Annotated in this window: 14 protein-coding genes; 4 read left to right on the top strand and 10 right to left on the bottom strand. The window is 44.1% G+C overall.

The window, feature by feature from the left end; genetic code table 11:
• Positions 1–144: 144 nt before the first annotated feature.
• The 4 genes from ODU34_RS01690 to dhaS all read right to left on the bottom strand — a co-directional run bounded on the left by ODU34_RS01690 (position 145) and on the right by dhaS (position 6,889).
• Positions 145–816, bottom strand: a complete 672-nt coding sequence (locus ODU34_RS01690; protein WP_161941005.1) for a LemA family protein — start codon at positions 814–816, stop codon at positions 145–147.
• 11 nt (positions 817–827) lie between these two features.
• Complete coding sequence (locus ODU34_RS01685) at positions 828–5,219, bottom strand: PolC-type DNA polymerase III (protein ID WP_105179170.1); 4,392 nt, start codon at positions 5,217–5,219, stop codon at positions 828–830.
• Positions 5,220–5,343: 124 nt separating this feature from the next.
• Positions 5,344–6,333, bottom strand: coding sequence for a DhaKLM operon coactivator DhaQ (gene dhaQ, locus ODU34_RS01680; RefSeq protein WP_044758337.1), 990 nt, complete (start codon positions 6,331–6,333; stop codon positions 5,344–5,346).
• A gap of 10 nt (positions 6,334–6,343) precedes the next feature.
• On the bottom strand, positions 6,344–6,889 hold the full coding sequence (dhaS, locus tag ODU34_RS01675; RefSeq protein WP_105179169.1) for a dihydroxyacetone kinase transcriptional activator DhaS: 546 nt from the start codon (positions 6,887–6,889) through the stop codon (positions 6,344–6,346).
• A gap of 145 nt (positions 6,890–7,034) precedes the next feature.
• On the opposite strand from dhaS, the gene dhaK reads away from it, so the two are divergent.
• The 4 genes from dhaK to ODU34_RS01655 are packed head-to-tail and all read left to right on the top strand — an operon-like array spanning position 7,035 to position 9,701.
• The gene (gene dhaK, locus ODU34_RS01670; protein ID WP_205014607.1) at positions 7,035–8,024 is read left to right on the top strand and encodes a dihydroxyacetone kinase subunit DhaK; all 990 of its coding nucleotides are present in this window, start codon (positions 7,035–7,037) and stop codon (positions 8,022–8,024) included.
• A gap of 10 nt (positions 8,025–8,034) precedes the next feature.
• Positions 8,035–8,610: a dihydroxyacetone kinase subunit DhaL gene (dhaL, locus tag ODU34_RS01665; RefSeq protein ID WP_105179167.1), complete on the top strand. Its 576-nt coding sequence runs from the start codon at positions 8,035–8,037 to the stop codon at positions 8,608–8,610.
• Complete coding sequence (gene dhaM, locus ODU34_RS01660; protein WP_002938758.1) at positions 8,607–8,981, top strand: dihydroxyacetone kinase phosphoryl donor subunit DhaM; 375 nt, start codon at positions 8,607–8,609, stop codon at positions 8,979–8,981. The genes dhaL and dhaM overlap by 4 nt, the downstream gene beginning before the upstream one ends.
• Positions 8,982–8,990: 9 nt before the next feature.
• Positions 8,991–9,701 carry an MIP/aquaporin family protein gene (locus ODU34_RS01655; protein WP_105179166.1) on the top strand — a complete coding sequence of 237 codons (711 nt, stop codon included), beginning with the start codon at positions 8,991–8,993 and terminating at the stop codon, positions 9,699–9,701.
• Positions 9,702–9,781: 80 nt separating this feature from the next.
• Here the strand turns inward: ODU34_RS01655 and ODU34_RS01650 are convergent, their stop codons facing one another.
• The 6 genes from ODU34_RS01650 to ltrA form a co-directional block, all read right to left on the bottom strand.
• Positions 9,782–11,644 carry a proline--tRNA ligase gene (locus ODU34_RS01650; protein ID WP_105179165.1) on the bottom strand — a complete coding sequence of 621 codons (1,863 nt, stop codon included), beginning with the start codon at positions 11,642–11,644 and terminating at the stop codon, positions 9,782–9,784.
• A gap of 418 nt (positions 11,645–12,062) precedes the next feature.
• Positions 12,063–13,322 (bottom strand): RIP metalloprotease RseP, encoded by a 1,260-nt coding sequence (gene rseP / locus ODU34_RS01645; protein WP_029186785.1) that lies wholly within the window; start codon positions 13,320–13,322, stop codon positions 12,063–12,065.
• A gap of 9 nt (positions 13,323–13,331) precedes the next feature.
• Complete coding sequence (locus ODU34_RS01640) at positions 13,332–14,138, bottom strand: phosphatidate cytidylyltransferase (protein ID WP_105179164.1); 807 nt, start codon at positions 14,136–14,138, stop codon at positions 13,332–13,334.
• Between the two features lie 9 nt (positions 14,139–14,147).
• Positions 14,148–14,903 carry an isoprenyl transferase gene (locus tag ODU34_RS01635; protein WP_013730586.1) on the bottom strand — a complete coding sequence of 252 codons (756 nt, stop codon included), beginning with the start codon at positions 14,901–14,903 and terminating at the stop codon, positions 14,148–14,150.
• 113 nt (positions 14,904–15,016) lie between these two features.
• A complete protein-coding gene (gene yajC / locus ODU34_RS01630) occupies positions 15,017–15,340 on the bottom strand; it encodes a preprotein translocase subunit YajC (RefSeq protein ID WP_014638693.1) in 324 nt (107 codons plus the stop codon).
• 137 nt (positions 15,341–15,477) lie between these two features.
• On the bottom strand, positions 15,478–16,755 hold the full coding sequence (gene ltrA, locus ODU34_RS01625; protein ID WP_105106194.1) for a group II intron reverse transcriptase/maturase: 1,278 nt from the start codon (positions 16,753–16,755) through the stop codon (positions 15,478–15,480).
• Positions 16,756–17,388 lie beyond the last annotated feature (633 nt).

Below are 17,388 nucleotides of genomic sequence, written 5' to 3'. Positions count from 1 at the left end.
GTCTGACTTTTTTATACTCCGTGAAAATTAAGATAGTTACAGCAGATAGTCTGATTTTCATAAAGTAGTGACAGAGAATTTACAAAAAGATGGCAAAAAAAGCCTATCAAATACTTAAGATACATTGATAGACCCTTCTTTATCTTATAGCCCCAACATCTCGTCTGTAAAATCAGTCAGCGAATGTTCCTTATAAAATTCCAAGTCCTTCAGGCGAATGATTTTGGCAATGATGCTAATCGGAAACTGATGCAACAAAGTATTGAAGTACTCAACCTGTTGATTGTATGAAATCTTCCATTGTGCTAAATTATTTTCTGTTTCAAAAATTTCATTCAGTAACCTTTCAATATGTTTATTGGCCATCAATTCCGGCATTTGACGCAAAAATTGACCAAATTCTTGTGAACTTTCAATCTTGGTGGATTTCATAACAGTTTTTTCTTCAACCGTTCGAATTTTGGAAACGGATTTATTGATGTCCAAAATGGTTTCTTTTTCAAGATTCTGGTGTTTTTCAACCAAGCGGTTTGCTTTCTCCATCAAGGCCTGATTGCGCTCTTCAATAACAACGATATGACTTTTACTAGCTTTCGCGGCTTGTTCAACCTGACGAAGCTGGTTATACTTCATAATAATGTGGAGAATGAAACTCGTTAGTATACCAGCAATCACAGTAAAACCTGGAAAAGGTTCGTAAATACCTGATGATGATTCCGGTGTGGCAAAAGATAAGATCAATGTCCACAAGATAGTAGAAAGCAGTACTAGACCAATTCCTTTTAATAACTCAACTAAAATATTTCTTTTTTTCATCATTTCCTTTTTTAAAACAAATCATCAAAGAGACTGAGCTGGTTATCCTCTGGCATTTTACCGAGAATGCCCATTTCATCCATTTTTTCAACAAGCGTACCTGACAATCCACCACGTTTACGGAGTTCTGTCTTGGAGAGAAATTCTCCTTCGGCACGCGCCGCCACAACCTGCTTGGCAACGTTCTCTCCCAGACCATCCATAGCGACAAATGGTGGGATGAGGGTATCTTCTTCAATCAAGAAGTCGGTCGCATGAGACTTGTAAAGGTCCAATTTGCCGAACTTGAAGCCACGTTCCAGCATCTCGTTGACCAATTCAAGCGTGGTGTAGAGGTCCTGCTCAACGTTTGAAGCTTCATTGTTTTTCTTCTTGAGGGCAATTTCTTCCATCTTGGCCTTGACTTTATCTAGACCGCCCGACATGGTCGCTAAATCAAAGGCCTTGGCACGAATAGAGAAATAAGCACAATAGTAGTAAAGCGGGTGATGAACCTTGAAATAGGCAACCCGCAAGGCCATCATAACGTAGGCGGCCGCGTGGGCTTTAGGGAACATGTACTTGATTTTTCCACAGGATTCGATGTACCAGTCTGGAACCTTGTTATCCTTCATGGCTTGGATGTAGCCATTTCTCTCTTCCTCGGAAATCTTGAGCCACAAGCCCTTCCGTACCCGCTCCATGATGTTAAAGGCCATCTTAGGTGGCAAACCTGCATGCATGAGATAAACCATGATGTCATCCCGACAACCGATAACAGTAGATAGATTAGCAATTCCTGCCTTAATCAAGTCCTGGGCATTGCCCAACCAAACGTCTGTACCGTGCGATAGACCAGATAACTGCAAGAGTTCCGAAAAAGTGGTCGGTTTGGTTTCCTCCACCATCCCCCGTACAAAGTTGGTTCCAAATTCAGGAATGCCCAGCATACCTGTCGGTGTCCCAATCTGCTCTGGGGTAACTCCCAAAATTTCCGTACCAGAAAAGAGGGCCATCACTCCCTTATCATCAGCAGGAATGGTCTGCGGATCAATGCCCGACAAGTCCTGCAACTTCCGAACCATGGTTGGATCATCGTGTCCCAGAATATCGAGTTTCAAGACGTTTTCATCAATATCGTGGAAGTTAAAGTGGGTGGTCTGCCAGCTGGCCGTCACATCATCGGCAGGATACTGAACAGGTGTAAAGTCATAGACATCCATGTAGTCAGGGAATACGATAATTCCCCCCGGGTGCTGACCAGTCGTCCGTTTGACACCGGCCGCTCCAGCAGCCAAGCGTTCTACTTCCACATCTCGATAGAATTTGCCATAATCCCGCTCATAGCCTCGGACAAAACCATAGGCAGTTTTAGCAGCTACCGTACCTACCGTTCCTGCACGGAAGGCATTTTCTTCGCCAAAAATATCCCGAACATCCAAATGGGCAGACGGTTGGTCATCCCCTGAGAAGTTCAAGTCAATATCGGGAACCTTGTCTCCATCGAAACCAAGGAAGGTCTCGAAAGGAATGTCCTGCCCATCTTTTTTATACTTGGTGCCACACTTTTCACAGTCCTTGTCTGGCAGGTCAAAACCTGAACCATAGGAACCGTCTGTGATAAATTCACTGTGTTGACAATTTGGACAGACATAGTGAGGAGGCATAGGGTTTACTTCGGTAATCCCAATCATGGTCGCAACGAAACTGGAGCCGACAGACCCCCGTGAACCCACCAGGTAGCCCCGCTCATTTGACCGGTGCACCAACATCTGCGACGCCAGATAAATCACGGCGAATCCATTACCCAGAATGGAGGTCAATTCCTTCTCAATCCGCAGATCGATAATATCTGGCAGAGGATTGCCATAAATTTCAAAGGCTTTTTGATAGGTCAATTCCGCCACCGTTTCCTCGGCCTTCTCAATATAAGGCGTGTAGAGGTCGGTCTTGACTACCTGAACATCTTCAAACCGATCGAGCATGGCATTGGGATTGGTAATGACAATCTCACGCGCCAGACTTTCTCCCAAGAATGCAAATTCGTCCAACATCTCGCTGGTCGTTCTAAAGTGAGCTTTAGGTAGTGGTGCTGGTTGGGCATTCTCACCATTTCCGATGGTCCAGTTAATCGGTGCCCCTTGACCTAGAGCACGAACAATGATTTCCCGATAGATTTCCTCTTCGGGGTCAATATAGTGAACATTTCCTGTCGCCAAAACTGGCAGACCTGCCCTACGTCCTACCTCAATCAACTGCTTGATAGTCTCTTCAATCTCTGCCATGTCCTTAAACTGCTCCTTGGCAATCATGGGAGCATAGAGGGCAGGTGGCATGACTTCGATAAAATCATAATAGGCTGCCGTTTTAACCGCTTCATCTATCCCTTTGGAGAGTAAATCATCGAAGACCTCGCCCTCTTGACAGGCTGTTCCCAATATTAAGCCTTCACGATGGGCATTGAGAACGGTCCGTGGAATACGTGGAACTCCCTCAAAATACTTGGTATTAGAAAGAGAGACCAGTTTGAACATATTTTTCAAACCAACTTGATTGATCACATATAACGTGGCATGCTTGACACGAGCCTTCTTATAGGAATCCTCCGCAATCAGCTCCGTATTTAGCTGGTTGAGATTGGTCAAATTGTGCTTCTCCAGAGCATCTTTTAGGAAGATGAAGAGCAGGCGCCCTGTCGCCTCCGCATCGTAGTTGGCCATGTGGTGATGTTCAAGAGCAACACCAAATCGCTTGGTGAGAGGACCTAAACCATGACGCTTAAAGTCGGGGTAGAGGTTACGAGCAAATTCCAAGGTATCAATGACAGGCTGGCTAATAATAGGTAGGCCTGCTCGTTCATAGTTGACATTCATAAAGCCAACGTCAAAGGTCGCGTTGTGGGCAACCATGACGGAATCTTGACAGAAATCTTGAAACTCACGCAGGACTTGTTCCAGAGGTTTAGAATCGCGCACATGCTCATCAGTGATTCCTGTCAGATCTGTTGTAAATTGACTGAGCGGATGACCTGGATCGATAAACTCATCAAATTCCGCAATAATATTGCCCTTGTGCATCTTAGACGCCGCAATCTGAATCAGGGCATTGTTGACTGCAGAGAGACCGGTTGTTTCCACGTCAAAGACTACATAGGTCGCTTCGGATAGGACTACATCTGCTTCGTTGTAAGCAATGGGCACAGAGTCCTCGACAATATTGGCCTCCATCCCGAAGAGCGGCTTAATCCCAGCTTTACGGGCAGCATGATAGCCATGGGGGAAGGACTGGACATTGCCATGGTCAGTAATGGCCACCGCCTTATGCCCCCAAGCCGCAGCACGTGCCACCAAGTCCTCAACAGCAGGCAGGGCATCCATGGTAGACATGTTGGTATGAGCATGAAACTCGACCCGTTTCTCCCCTTCAGGCATAAGATCCTTACGGATTTCCTTCTTGACCTCTTGGACTTCCTGCACGTTCATGGTCAAATCACGAGTGAAATTATTGGTCTCCACATTGCCTCGCACCCGCAACCAGTTGCCCTTTTTGACCATATCAAACTTCTGGGCCTCTTCCTCATTCTTAGCCCATTTCTGCAAGGTGAAGGACGAAGTATAGTCGGTCATCTTAAAGTTGATAATGACCCGCCCCGTCTTGGTCGTCTTCTGCTCAACCTCAAAGACCAGTCCCTCAAAGACAATCCGGTTCTCCTCACTATCCACCTCAATCATAGGAGTAATCTCAGCCTTTTCGATATTGACCTTGGCAGGACGATTTTTCTTATATTCTGGGACAAATGGCTGAGCTGCCTCTGGTGGTGGCGCCATTTGAGCCAGTTGTTCAAGGGCCGCCAAGTTTTCTTCATTAGCCTGCTGGTAAATTTCTTCATTCTGCGCATGGAAAATCTCCGCTTGTTGCTGCGTCATTTCCTGACAGACTTGGATGTCCACCGCAAGATTGCCAAAACCAAATCGCTTGTATTGTTCCACAAGATTTGGCAGATGATTCTTCCGAAAATGATCTGTGTCAATGGTTTCAGGACCTTTTATCCACAAAACACCATCTCTATAAGTCACCTCTAATGGCTGAAAAAGAGCCTTGAAGCCTGCACTCTGGCACAAATCTTCCGTAAAAGCTTCTGGATAATAAGCTTCTACCAAACCAGCTTCAAAGGCCTCCGCATCGCTGACAATAGAAAATTGAATCTTATTGCCCACCTTTTCAAACTCCGTCGCCAAACGAGCCTTGAAGAGTTGATAGTCCATGAGCGGCAAGGGGGTTTCAAAACGGAAGGTAAATTCCCAGAGTTTGCTGACCTTGTGCAAGACTACTTTCTCAATCGTTGCAGTCGAAAAAGCCCCTGATTGTCGTGCATCAAGAGGCATTTCGATTTGTTGTAGCAAGAGTTGAAACTTATCTGACATACTTATTTCCTTTGTAGTTCGTTAGAAACATTTTACCATAAATGAGGTATTTTTTCCTGAGTCAGGAAGAAAAAACTCTCAGGTTCATTTCCTGAGAGATCTGATTTCTATAGAAATTGGTAGCCTACCAAGCCGCAGCTTCTGTCGGTGCTTCTAAAAAGTCCAGCCATTTTTGATCCTTGACACGACAGAGGGTGACAGAAATTCCTCCCATATCTAGACTAGTCATAAACTTACCTGTTTTTATATAGGAAAGCTTCAGACCTTCTAGTTCTAGAAATTGGCAAATGTCGTTCAAAAAGATTCCTTGCTCAACCTCGGACAGAGATCCAAGATTATTGACCAGGAGGATGTAGTCTTCCCCCTCTTTCCAGCGGAATTTTAATTTTAATTTGTTCACAATTTCGTTGGCTAACTGCTCAGAGGATTCAAAACGAACGGTCCGATAGCCTTCTTCTCCATGGATACCGATGCCGTAAGATATTTGTCCCTCCTCCAAATCAAACAAAGGCAGGGCAGCATTGGGCAAATAGGCCGACTTGGTTGCAAAACCGATGGTCGCAATTTCTGTTGCCAGAGACAGTCCCAGCTGTTCCAATTCATCCAGGCTATAGCCAGTAAGGGCAGCAGCTCCTAATATCTTATGAAGTAGAATGGTCCCTGCAAGCCCCCTATGCCGCATACGGAAATTATTCTTAGTATCGACCGAAATATCGTCATGGGATACGATGTACTTGACTGCAATTCCCTCCTGCCGAGCCAATTTGATGGCTTTTCTAAAAGAGACAAGGTCTGCCTCAAAGTTTTTTACAATCAGAAAAACTCCCTTGCCCTTATCTACTGCACGAATGGCTGCCAAGACTTCTTCAGCAGTTGGTGGAGTAAAAATCTCTCCATAGACTGCTGCAGTCAGCATTCCTTTACCGACGAAGCCAACATGGGCTGGCTCATGACCAGAACCACCGCCAGAAACAATCGGAATCAGTTCTCCATTTTGTCTTCTTTGCAGAACAATCGGAAGCCCCTTCACTTTCTTCACTTTAGGATTGGTTCGACAGAAACCATCCAAATAATCTTCAATAATTGTTGCCTGTCTATTTCTAATAAACACCATATATTAACTCCTACAAAATCAAAAACGACTCGCAAACAAGAGCCACCATTTGCTTCCAATAACTGTGAATCTGACAAGGCGACTGCGTCAGTCCTTCCTTTATCAGTCCAATCCAAGCATTAGCATGATAGAGAATCAAAAAATGCTTATCCTGTTGGGAAATCATTTTACCCTCCTGAAGCTGGTATTCGTTGATAATTTTCTCCATCAAAACCATAAAGTAGCCTTCTAAATAGCTGACAAAATCATTTTGCCCCTTAACCTCAAAGAGTTGTCTATAGAAAGATTGGTTACTCTCGATGTAGTACAAGAGCTCATCCAGAAGCTTGATTCCACTAATATAGGTCAGATTGTCAGTTACCTGCTCCTGCAATTCTGTTTCAAATATCCAGTCCAGTAACTCATACTTGTCTAAAAAATGGTTGTAAAAGGTTTGACGACGAATCCCTGCTTCCTGCATGATGTCGACAACTGAGATTTTATCAAAGGATTTTTGGGATAGCTGTTTTTTAAAAGCCTTTGCAATCCTTTTCTTTGTAATCAACGAGGTTGGCATATGTCACTTCCTTTCGCTTCCTCTTTATTATACCCTATCATGCTTTTCTTTGGAACAAAAGGGACACATTGGACAATCTGTCCCTTCCTTTTTTCTTTCGGACAATGTAAAATGAAAGCGCAAACAAAAACAAAGGAGTTTTCTCATGAAAAAAATTATCAATCAACCCGAACATGTCGTTGATGAAATGTTAAAAGGACTTGTCTTTATGCACCAAGACGTCGTTGATCGTATCGATGGATTTGATGTGATTATCCGCAAGGCTGAAAAAACTGGTAAAGTCGGCATCATCTCAGGAGGTGGCTCTGGTCATGAACCTTCTCATGCAGGCTTTGTTGGCAAGGGCATGTTGTCCGCCGCTGTATGTGGCGCAGTATTTACCTCACCAACCCCAGACCAAATCTTGGAAGCCATCAAGGCTGCTGACGAGGGAGCTGGCGTCTTTATGGTCATCAAAAACTACTCTGGCGACATCATGAACTTTGAGATGGCGCAAGAATTGGCGGAAATGGAGGGCATCGAAGTAGCCAGTGTCGTTGTGGACGATGACATCGCTGTGGAAAATAGCCTCTATACCCAAGGCCGTCGTGGGGTAGCAGGTACCATCCTTGTTCACAAGATTCTCGGTCATGCAGCAGAAACGGGCAAATCCCTAGCAGAAATCAAGGAACTGGCTGACCGTCTCGTCCCACAAATCAAGACTATCGGCTTAGCCCTATCAGGTGCTACTGTACCAGAAGTGGGCAAACCAGGCTTCGTCCTTGAAGAAGATGAATTTGAATACGGTGTCGGTATCCACGGCGAACCTGGCTATAAGAAAGAAAAACTCCAACCATCTGCTAAATTGGCAGAAGAATTAGTTGACAAATTGGCAGAAGGCTTCGATATTCAAGATGGCGAGCACTATGGTGTCCTTATCAACGGTCTCGGCGCTACCCCTCTCATGGAGCAATATGTCTTTGCCAACGACGTTGCTCAATTGCTGGCTAAAAAAGGCGTGGTCGTTGACTACAAGAAAATCGGTAACTACATGACATCGATTGATATGGCTGGACTGTCATTGACCTTAATCAAATTAGAAGACCCAAGCTGGATTGACGCTTTGCAGGCACCTGTTGAAGTGGTAGCTTGGTAGGAGAAAGACTATGGATGCAAAACAAGCACTGCTCTGGATGGAGACATTCAACAAGAAGATTCAAGAAAACAAAGATTATTTGAGTGAGCTTGACTCTCCTATCGGAGATGGAGATCACGGGGGCAACATGGCGCGAGGAATGGCTGCCGTCATGCAGGAGCTATCTGAAAAAGACTATGAGAGTGCCGACCAAGTCTTTAAGGTGGTTGCTATGCAACTTCTCAGCAAGGTTGGCGGTGCTTCCGGCCCTCTCTACGGCTCTGCCTTTATGGGGATTACTAAAGCCAGTCAAGCCGGCTCGGATTTAGCTGATATGCTTCAAGCAGGTTTGGACATGATCCAAAAACGTGGCAAGGCTGAATTGGGCGAGAAAACCATGGTAGACGTTTGGATTCCTGTTATTTCTGCCCTAAGAGAAAGCCAGCTGACAACGGAAATTATCCATAAAGCCGTTCAAGGAACAAAGAATATTGCTGCAACCAAGGGACGCGCGTCCTATGTTGGAGAAAGGTCTATTGGACACATTGATCCAGGCTCTTTCTCATCTGGACTTCTCTTTGAAGCTATGTTGGAGGCAGGACTATGACAAAGGTTGGTATCTTACTCGTATCCCATTCAAAAAATTTGGCCCAGGGAATCATCGACCTAGTATCTGAAGTCGCCAAAGATATTCCCATTACCTACTGTGGCGGATTAGAAGATGGTAGCATCGGTACTAGCTTTGAAATCGTACAAGAGCGAGTTGAAGCAAACCCTGCTGATACCCTCCTTGCCTTTTTTGACCTAGGTAGCGCCCGAATGAACATGGAGCTTGCTGCCGATTTTACAGACAAACAAATTCTTATCCAAACCGTACCAGTTGTCGAAGGTTGCTATACTGCCGCAGCTCTCTTACAGGCTGGAGCTGACTTGGAGACTATTCTTGAACAATTAAAAGAACTGACAATCAATAAATAGGAGGTCATTATGAATCTGATTGGAGAATTACTTGGAACTTTCATACTAGTATTACTTGGAAACGGTGTGGTTGCATCCTGCATCCTCTCTAAAACCAAGGCTGAAAATAGCGGCTGGCTGACCATCGTACTAGGATGGGGCATCGCTGTAACAATTGCCGTCTACGTATCAGGAATTTTTGGACCTGCCCACCTGAATCCAGCTGTCACTATCGCAATGGCATCTATCGGCTCCCTACCATGGGCTCAAGTCCCAGGCTTCCTACTTGCCCAATTTGCTGGAGCAATGTTGGCATCCATCGTCCTCTATCTCCATTTCTATCCACATTGGCAGGAAACAAAAGATAGCGGAACAATCCTTGCTACCTTCTCTACTGGACCAGCTCTTCGTCACACAGCTTCAAACTTGCTCGGCGAGGCTCTTGGCACAGCTGTCTTAGTCATGGGAATCCTTGCAATTGGCCCTAACAATGTCAGCGCTGGCCTCGGCCCAATCATCGTGGGACTTATCGTATTTGCAATCGGCTTCTCACTAGGATCTACAACAGGCTACGCAGTCAATCCTGCTCGTGACCTTGCTCCTCGTATCATGCATGCCATCCTTCCAATTCCTAACAAGGGAGATTCTGACTGGTCTTATAGCTGGATCCCAGTTGCTGGCCCAATTCTTGGAGGAGTCGCAGGAGCTATCCTCTATAACCTCCTACTAAATATGTTATAAAAAAAAATAGGCTTGGGTGACTAGAACCAAGCCTATTTTATCAACAAAGACTTGGCTATCATCAACCAAGTCTTTTTCTGTTATTCATTTTCTTTTGTAAGGATTTGAAGGGTTTCAAGGAGTTGGTCCACATGGACTTCCACAGTATCACCTGTGCCCTTGATCTTCACTTCGACGATGCCATCAGCTGCTTTCTTACCAACTGTCACACGGATTGGCAAGCCAATCAAGTCACTGTCAGAGAACTTAACGCCGACACGCTCGTTACGGTCGTCAGTTAATACTTCATAGCCTGCACCAACCAAACTTGCTTCGATATTCTGAGTCAAGGCCATTGCCGCTTCATCTTTGATATTGACTGGAATCAAATGCACATCAAACGGTGCCAATTCTTTAGGGAAGTTGATTCCCCAAGCGTAACGGTATTCGCCTTTTGGTGTCTTGTTAACAAAGAGGCGAGCGTGTTGCTCAAGAACGGCTGACAAGAGGCGGCTAACACCGATTCCGTAGCATCCCATGATAATCGGCATAGAACGACCATTCTCATCCAAGATGTTGGCATTCATGCTGTCAGAATAGCGTGTACCGAGTTTGAAGATGTGACCAATCTCGATACCACGGGCAAAGTTGAGAACCCCGTGTCCATCTGGAGAAGGTTCGCCTTCCTTGACTTCACGAATATCCACATACTCAGTCACTTGGAAATCACGTCCCGCATTGGCACCTGTGTAGTGGAAACCGTCTTCGTTGGCACCGACAACAGCATTTTTCACATCTTGCACCTTGCGGTCTGCAATAATCTTGATGTTTTCTGGCAAGCCGACTGGTCCAAGGGAACCAAAACCTGCACCGAAGATTTTTTCAGCATCCGTTTGGCCTGCTACATCAAAGAAATCTGCTCCGAGGTGGTTTTTCAATTTGACATCGTTGACCTGGTCATTGCCAACAAGCAGGGCAACAACTGGCTCACCGTCTGCCATAAAGAGCATGGTTTTGATGGTTTGCTCTTCCGCAACATTCAAGAAGGCAGCAACTTCGTCGATGGTTTTGGCATCTGGCGTCGCTACTTTAACCAAGTCTTCTTCGACGACAACTGCTGTACTTGGTTTGTATTCGCTAGTCGCCATTTCTAGGTTGGCAGCGTAGCCTGATTCGCTAGAGTAGGCGATGGTATCTTCACCAGACACAGACCATGCCAAGAGTTCTTCCTTGATCGCTTCAAGAACATCCTCTGGGATTTCCTCAAAAGAAGCAACCGACTTGTCCAAGACAACCCAACGGTCCAGGTCAGTACGGTCTGGAGTAATAGCCATAAACTCCTGGCTATCCTTACCACCCATGGCACCACCGTCACCGATGATAGCTTTGAACTCCAAGCCTGCACGAGTGAAGATTGCCTCGTAAGCCGCCTTGTAGTCATCATAGGTCTGGTCCAAGCTCTCATAACTAGCATGGAAGCTGTAACCGTCTTTCATGATGAACTCACGACCACGGAGAAGACCGTTACGAGGGCGTTTTTCATCACGATACTTAGATTGGATTTGGTAGATGTTGAGCGGCAACTGTTTGTAAGACTGGACCGCATCACGCGCCAAAAGAGTCACGGTTTCTTCGTGGGTTGGACCCAAGATAAAGTCAGAACCTTCGCGGTTTTTGAGCTTGTAAAGGTCGTCGCCATATGTTTCGTAACGACCTGACTCACGCCAAATGTCCGCCGACAAGAGAGCTGGTGCCAAAAATTCAATAGCATCAATCTTATCAAACTCCTCACGCATGATGTTTTTTGCTTTTTCAATCACACGGTTAGCCAATGGCAAGTAGCTGTAAATACCAGCAGAAATCTGACGGACATAACCCGCACGTAACATCAAAGCGTGGCTAATCACCGACGCATCCGAAGGCATCTCCCGCAAAGTAGGGATAATCATTTTAGACTGTTTCATAATTTAAGATACAAAAGCGTCAAGAAAACCGTATAAAAATAGGCAATCAACGCAGTGCCTATCGGCACAAGGCGATTGGTCTTTTTTACTAGGTTTTTAGCTTTTGTTCAATTCCTTTCGTAGTTTACTTGATTAGGAATCACAGAAGTCATTTATCTGAACCCTCGCTGACGCTCGAGTTCAAATATGAAAACTCTCTGTTCCTTTCTTTTTCGTAGTTTTCAGAACATCCTGCGTTTAGCACGCATTCAGTTCCTTTCGTAGTTTACTTGATTAGGAATCACAGAAGTCACTTATCTGACCCCTCGCTGACGCTCGAGTTCAAATATGAAAACTCTCTGTTCCTTTCTTTTTCGTAGTTTTCAGAACATCCTGCATTTAGCACGCATTCAGTTCCTTTCATAAATTTCAAATTATCTTAGAAGAAGACTCTTATAATATCATTCCAAGTGACTACTATCATAAGAACCACCATAACGGCTACACCTGCTAGAGTGATATAAGATTCCGTCTCTGGTTTGAGTGGTTTTCTGCGAATGGCTTCCAGAATATTCATAACAATCTTACCACCATCCAAGGCTGGAATTGGAATCAAATTGAAGATTCCAAGGTTAATGGAGAGCGCAGCCATTAGCCCCAATACAGAAACCAAACCAAATTCAGCCGCTTGAGAACTTACTTTGTAAATAGCAACCGGTCCCCCCAACTGCTTAACATCAAAGTTTGCAATTAGATTCTTCAAAGCTGTTACAACCCTAAGAGCTGTCGCTCCCGCTTCTTGGAAACCACCGACAATTTTATCAACGAAACCAGTTTTCAAAATCGGTGAAATACCAATTCGATAGGCCCCATCTACTTGTTCAGCAGTAACGGAGACATGACGGTTTTTCCCATCATGCTCAACAACCAAATCAAAGCTTGGGGCTGTTGTTGCATCTGTCGCTACTTTGCTAATAATCGTTGCAACTTCTGTGTAGCTGTCTGTCGCGTTCCCATTGACCGAAAGAATCTTGTCCCCTGTGACAACACCTGCAGCCTGCAAAGCACCACCTTCAGTAATACTTACTGCATTGCTTGATGGGTTGGCAACCCCGCCTTGCATGAAGAACAAAATAATAAATACTAGAATCCCTAAAATAAAGTTATTCATGGGACCCGCAAAGTTGGTCATCAACCGACCCCAGACTGTCGCATTTTGATACTGAACATCAAGTGGAGCAATCCGAACTTCTGTTCCATCCTCCTCTACAATCGTGGCATCATGATCAACCTTATAGGTCTTGCTTTCTTCCAAGACCAAGCCTGTGATTTCTAATTTTTCTTCAAAGTCAAAACTGGTTACATTCATTGGCAAACTGAGACTATCCAGTTGCTTACCAGACAAATTAATCCGCGTCACAACACCAGCTTCATTCAAGCTGAGGCTGGCAGGACTACCTGTCTTAATCTCTGTCTTATCTTCACCCCATCCAGCCATTCGAACATAGCCACCTAGAGGAAGGATACGGATGGTGTAAAGTGTCCCGTCCTTACCCGTATGAGCGAAAATTTTGGGACCCATCCCAATCGCAAATTCCCTCACAAGGATACCAGCTTTCTTGGCGAAGTAGAAATGACCAAATTCATGGACAACCACAATCACACCAAATATAAATATAAATGCTAAAATTCCCTTCATAGTACCTCCTTAAAATAATCCAAAGAAGTGCATAATTGGAAAGACAAAAATCATACCGTCAAAACGATCCAGGATACCGCCGTGTCCTGGAATAATTTTTCCAGAATCCTTCACACCAAAATGGCGTTTAATAGCACTTTCTACTAAGTCTCCGAATTGTGAGAATATCGAGAAAATCACAACTAACAACATCATCATGCCAAATGAATAGACCGCCAACAAGGACTTATCGACAATCAAGAAAATGATAGCAACTACCATCGCAGAAAGAATACCGCCTACAAAGCCTTCAACCGTTTTATTCGGTGAAACCTTCGGCAATAATTTTCTCCGACCAATCTGACGACCGATTAAGTAGGCACCAATGTCTGTTGCCCAGACTAAACAGAGGGCAAAGAAGACTTTATTGAGCCCATCCATACGAGCCAGTATCAAACTATGAAAGCCGATACCAACATAGAAACTTGATGCAATTGGAAAGACCACATCAGAATAGTTGTAATGACCGATATTAAAAACCGTCGAACCAAGCAGTAAAAATACTACAATGGCGTAGGCTGTGTAATTTCCATCCGTCGGTAAAAATGTCAGATAATTCTGGAGTGGAAGAGCCAAGACTAAACTGGCCAACATAGCTAGGACACCCTCGATAGAATTTGGTGCTAGGCGATGCATTTTAATCAATTCAGCTGTAGCAATGATGGCTAACAGGCCTACAAAAAATTGAAATGCCATCCCACCAGCCAACAAAAAGGGAATGAAAATAGCTAGAGCAATGCCGCCAAATATCACTCGTTTCTGTAAATCGTTTGTCATACCTTCTCCTTATACACCGCCAAAACGTCTGTGGCGACGGTTGTATTCTTTAATCGCCAATTTAAGTGCTTCTCCATCAAAATCAGGCCAAGCAATATCTGTAAAGTACAGCTCGCTGTAGGCTGTTTGCCACGGCAGGAAGTTGCTAAGACGAAGTTCACCACTTGTACGGATAACTAGATCGGGATCGCGTAACGTTGGTGATAAGGTTCCTGTATAAAGGTAATCCGCTATTAATTTCTCATCAATATCACCAGGATTGAACTTGGCATCCAAGACATCTTGCGCAATAGCCTTGACTGCGCGAGTCACCTCATCACGACCGCCATAGTTCAGAGCGAAATTGAGAATCAAACCAGTGTTACTCTTTGTCTTTTGTTCAGCTTTATAAAGCGCATTGAGAGTCGGAACAGGAAGTTTGGAATGGTCACCAATCATCTGAATTTTGACATTATTGGCATGGAGTTCAGGAACATACTTATCATAAAACTCCACAGGTAAATTCATGATAAACTTCACTTCTTTTTCCGGTCGAGACCAGTTTTCTGTAGAAAAGGCATAGACAGTCAACACCTTTACTCCCAAATCAGAAGCAGTCTTGGTAACCTTTTGAAGTGCATCCATACCAGCCTTATGCCCCATAATACGTGGCTGCATCCGCTTTTTCGCCCAACGGCCATTGCCATCCATAATCACAGCGATATGCTTAGGGACTTCAATTGCTGTTTCAATGCTTTCTTTCTTTTTAAAATTAAATTTAAACATGGTATTTTCCTTATTGTATAATCGTTTCATTATACCATATTTTTACCTAGGATAGCAAAAATCAGGCAGGGCTAAAACAAGAGAAAACCAAGGTTTCCCTCGGTTTTTCATCCTTATTCTTCAATTGCAGATTCTGGAGTTGCTTCTGTCGTTTCAACTGCCACTTCTTCAACAACTGCAGATGTAGTACCTGAACTTGCTACACGATTACGAATAGCACCACGTTCAAATGTCAAATAAACACCATCAACATCGAGAACAACCTTTTTATCATCGATTTCATCGACAATACCAAATAGCCCACCAATGGTCACAATTTCATCACCTTTTTTGATTTGATTTAGCGCTTCTTGACGTTGTTTTTGTTGTTTACGTTGCGAATAGAACATAAAACCAATCATGGCAACCATGACAAGCGGCAAAAATAAACCTTCCATTTGTTTACCTCTTTTATTGTTTGATAAGCATGATTATATCAAATTCTGGACAAGAAAGCAAAGTTCGACCAAATCGAGTAGGGACTAATTTCTAGTCCCTCTCACACCACCGTGCGTGCCGTTCGGCACACGGCGGTTCAACTAACTTTTAACGCATGTCGTTTCAGATAATAATCTAAGCAAGAAACCAGTCCACGTTTAGCGAGGACTGGTTTTGATATGGCACGTTTCAGTACTGACTTCTGAGCCACTAATTGATAATGGTCCCCCCATCCAGATACTTTATCCGCTATCCACTTCGGTACTCCAAGTTTGAGAAGCCCCCATAGTCGCCTAGATTTCTTCTTCCATTGTTTCCAGATAATAACTCTTAGTCGAGTTCTCAGATGTTCATCAATGCTTTCCATGACTGATTTCATGTTCGTCATAGAAAAGTAGTTTATCCATCCTCGAATAACCCAGTTTAGTTGCTCAATTCGGCTGTCTAAGTCAATACTCCACTTACGGGCTGTTAGTTTCTTGAGTTTTCTCTTGAAACTCTGCACGCTATCTTGGTGCGGACGGGTTTTCCAGCCCTCAGATGATTTCCAAAAACCAAATCCTAGATACTTCAGTTTGCTCGGTCTTACAATCTTTGTCTTAGTCATGTTTACTTTCAAACCTAATCGTTTTTCAATGTAACGACTAATTGAATGCATCACACGTTTAGCCGCTGCCTCACTACCAACTGTGATGACACAGTCATCTGCGTAGCGGACAAAGCGAAGTCCTCGTCTGTCCAACTCTTTGTCTAGCTCATTAAGCATGATATTGGACAGGAGCGGTGATAGGTTGCCTCCCTGTGGCGTTCCAACTAGTGTTTTATGCCGTTGTCCGTTGATGACTATACCTGAGTGAAGGTACTTACGAATTAAGGATTCTGTATCTCCATCTTGGATAATGTTATGAACGAGCGACATCAATCTATCTTGGGGAACTGTATCAAAGAACTTCTCGAGGTCTATATCTACTATCCACTCATAACCGTCATTAAGGTATTCTAATAACTGAATAACGGCTTTTTCGCATGACCGATTGGGTCTGAATCCGTAACTCTTCTCAGAGAAATAGGGTTCACAGATGGGACTAATGACTTGGACAATAGCTTGTTGTATCATTCTATCCATGACCGTTGGGATACCTAACTGACGGACTCCACCGTTAGGTTTGGGAATTTCAACTCGTAAGACTGGCTGTGGTTTGTACTTTCTCTGCTTTATGCGTTCTTTAGTTGAACGCCAGTGTTTACGGAGATAGTCATCTATTTCTTCAATAGTTACGCCGTCAATTCCAGCAGAACCTTTATTAGCTCTAACTTGATTGTAAGCGTCCAACATATTTGAACGAGATAGGATATTATCTAGTAACTGTGACATGTGTGTATTCCTTTCTTGTTTCGGTGTCTGTAGGATATCTTATATTGGCGAACTTTCTTCTAGTCAATACGTGACCGCATCCAATTCTATCAGACCATTCTTTACAGACACAAGCGAAGTAGGTATACTTCGATTAGTTGTTCAGCCCTTCGCTCCGTTTCTATTACAGAAACTTCATCACTACTATGGCTTCAGCTGACTTCTTGCCGTTCGTTATTACTAGGTTATTACCTCGACAAGACCTCACGGGATAAGTTGTACATCTTTCCTCGTTTAGACAAGATATGAGGACGTAAAAGGTCTAAGTGAAAATAGGAATTCTGACGAAGAGTCCAGTGACTCTAGGAGGAATTATCTTTTTCACACTGACCTTAGTCCGAATTCAATTACACTCGTGATTTACGCATATAGGTTACGACTACCTTTTTGGATTTTAGAGTTTTGTGCCCCCTCATCCTCTATATACGCCTTCGTATCAAGTTTCTGTTCGTAGTGCCACGATTTCGCTATCCCTTCCTCTCCCCGCTACCTCACGATAGTCAGGCTTGGGAGTCGCTATTGGGTTCACCGGTAGCGGGTGCCCACGGAGGACTTTCACCTCAGATGTACGACATGCCCGTCGTACACAGAAAA

This window comes from Streptococcus sp. 2018WUSS126, from assembly GCF_044427425.1.
Taxonomy (GTDB): domain Bacteria; phylum Bacillota; class Bacilli; order Lactobacillales; family Streptococcaceae; genus Streptococcus; species Streptococcus hashimotonensis.
The sequence above is the reverse complement of the archived record's forward strand: the minus strand, read 5'-3'. Positions and strand labels throughout refer to the sequence as shown.

What these genes read in the sequence shown, in the direction of transcription:
- ODU34_RS01690 (WP_161941005.1), bottom strand. Translation starts at nt 816, where the DNA reads ATGAAAAAAAGAAATATTTTAGTTGAGTTATTAAAAGGAATTGGTCTA.
- ODU34_RS01685 (WP_105179170.1), bottom strand. Translation starts at nt 5,219, where the DNA reads ATGTCAGATAAGTTTCAACTCTTGCTACAACAAATCGAAATGCCTCTT.
- dhaQ (WP_044758337.1), bottom strand. Translation starts at nt 6,333, where the DNA reads ATGGTGTTTATTAGAAATAGACAGGCAACAATTATTGAAGATTATTTG.
- dhaS (WP_105179169.1), bottom strand. Translation starts at nt 6,889, where the DNA reads ATGCCAACCTCGTTGATTACAAAGAAAAGGATTGCAAAGGCTTTTAAA.
- dhaK (WP_205014607.1), top strand. Translation starts at nt 7,035, where the DNA reads ATGAAAAAAATTATCAATCAACCCGAACATGTCGTTGATGAAATGTTA.
- dhaL (WP_105179167.1), top strand. Translation starts at nt 8,035, where the DNA reads ATGGATGCAAAACAAGCACTGCTCTGGATGGAGACATTCAACAAGAAG.
- dhaM (WP_002938758.1), top strand. Translation starts at nt 8,607, where the DNA reads ATGACAAAGGTTGGTATCTTACTCGTATCCCATTCAAAAAATTTGGCC.
- ODU34_RS01655 (WP_105179166.1), top strand. Translation starts at nt 8,991, where the DNA reads ATGAATCTGATTGGAGAATTACTTGGAACTTTCATACTAGTATTACTT.
- ODU34_RS01650 (WP_105179165.1), bottom strand. Translation starts at nt 11,644, where the DNA reads ATGAAACAGTCTAAAATGATTATCCCTACTTTGCGGGAGATGCCTTCG.
- rseP (WP_029186785.1), bottom strand. Translation starts at nt 13,322, where the DNA reads ATGAAGGGAATTTTAGCATTTATATTTATATTTGGTGTGATTGTGGTT.
- ODU34_RS01640 (WP_105179164.1), bottom strand. Translation starts at nt 14,138, where the DNA reads ATGACAAACGATTTACAGAAACGAGTGATATTTGGCGGCATTGCTCTA.
- ODU34_RS01635 (WP_013730586.1), bottom strand. Translation starts at nt 14,903, where the DNA reads ATGTTTAAATTTAATTTTAAAAAGAAAGAAAGCATTGAAACAGCAATT.
- yajC (WP_014638693.1), bottom strand. Translation starts at nt 15,340, where the DNA reads ATGGAAGGTTTATTTTTGCCGCTTGTCATGGTTGCCATGATTGGTTTT.
- ltrA (WP_105106194.1), bottom strand. Translation starts at nt 16,755, where the DNA reads ATGTCACAGTTACTAGATAATATCCTATCTCGTTCAAATATGTTGGAC.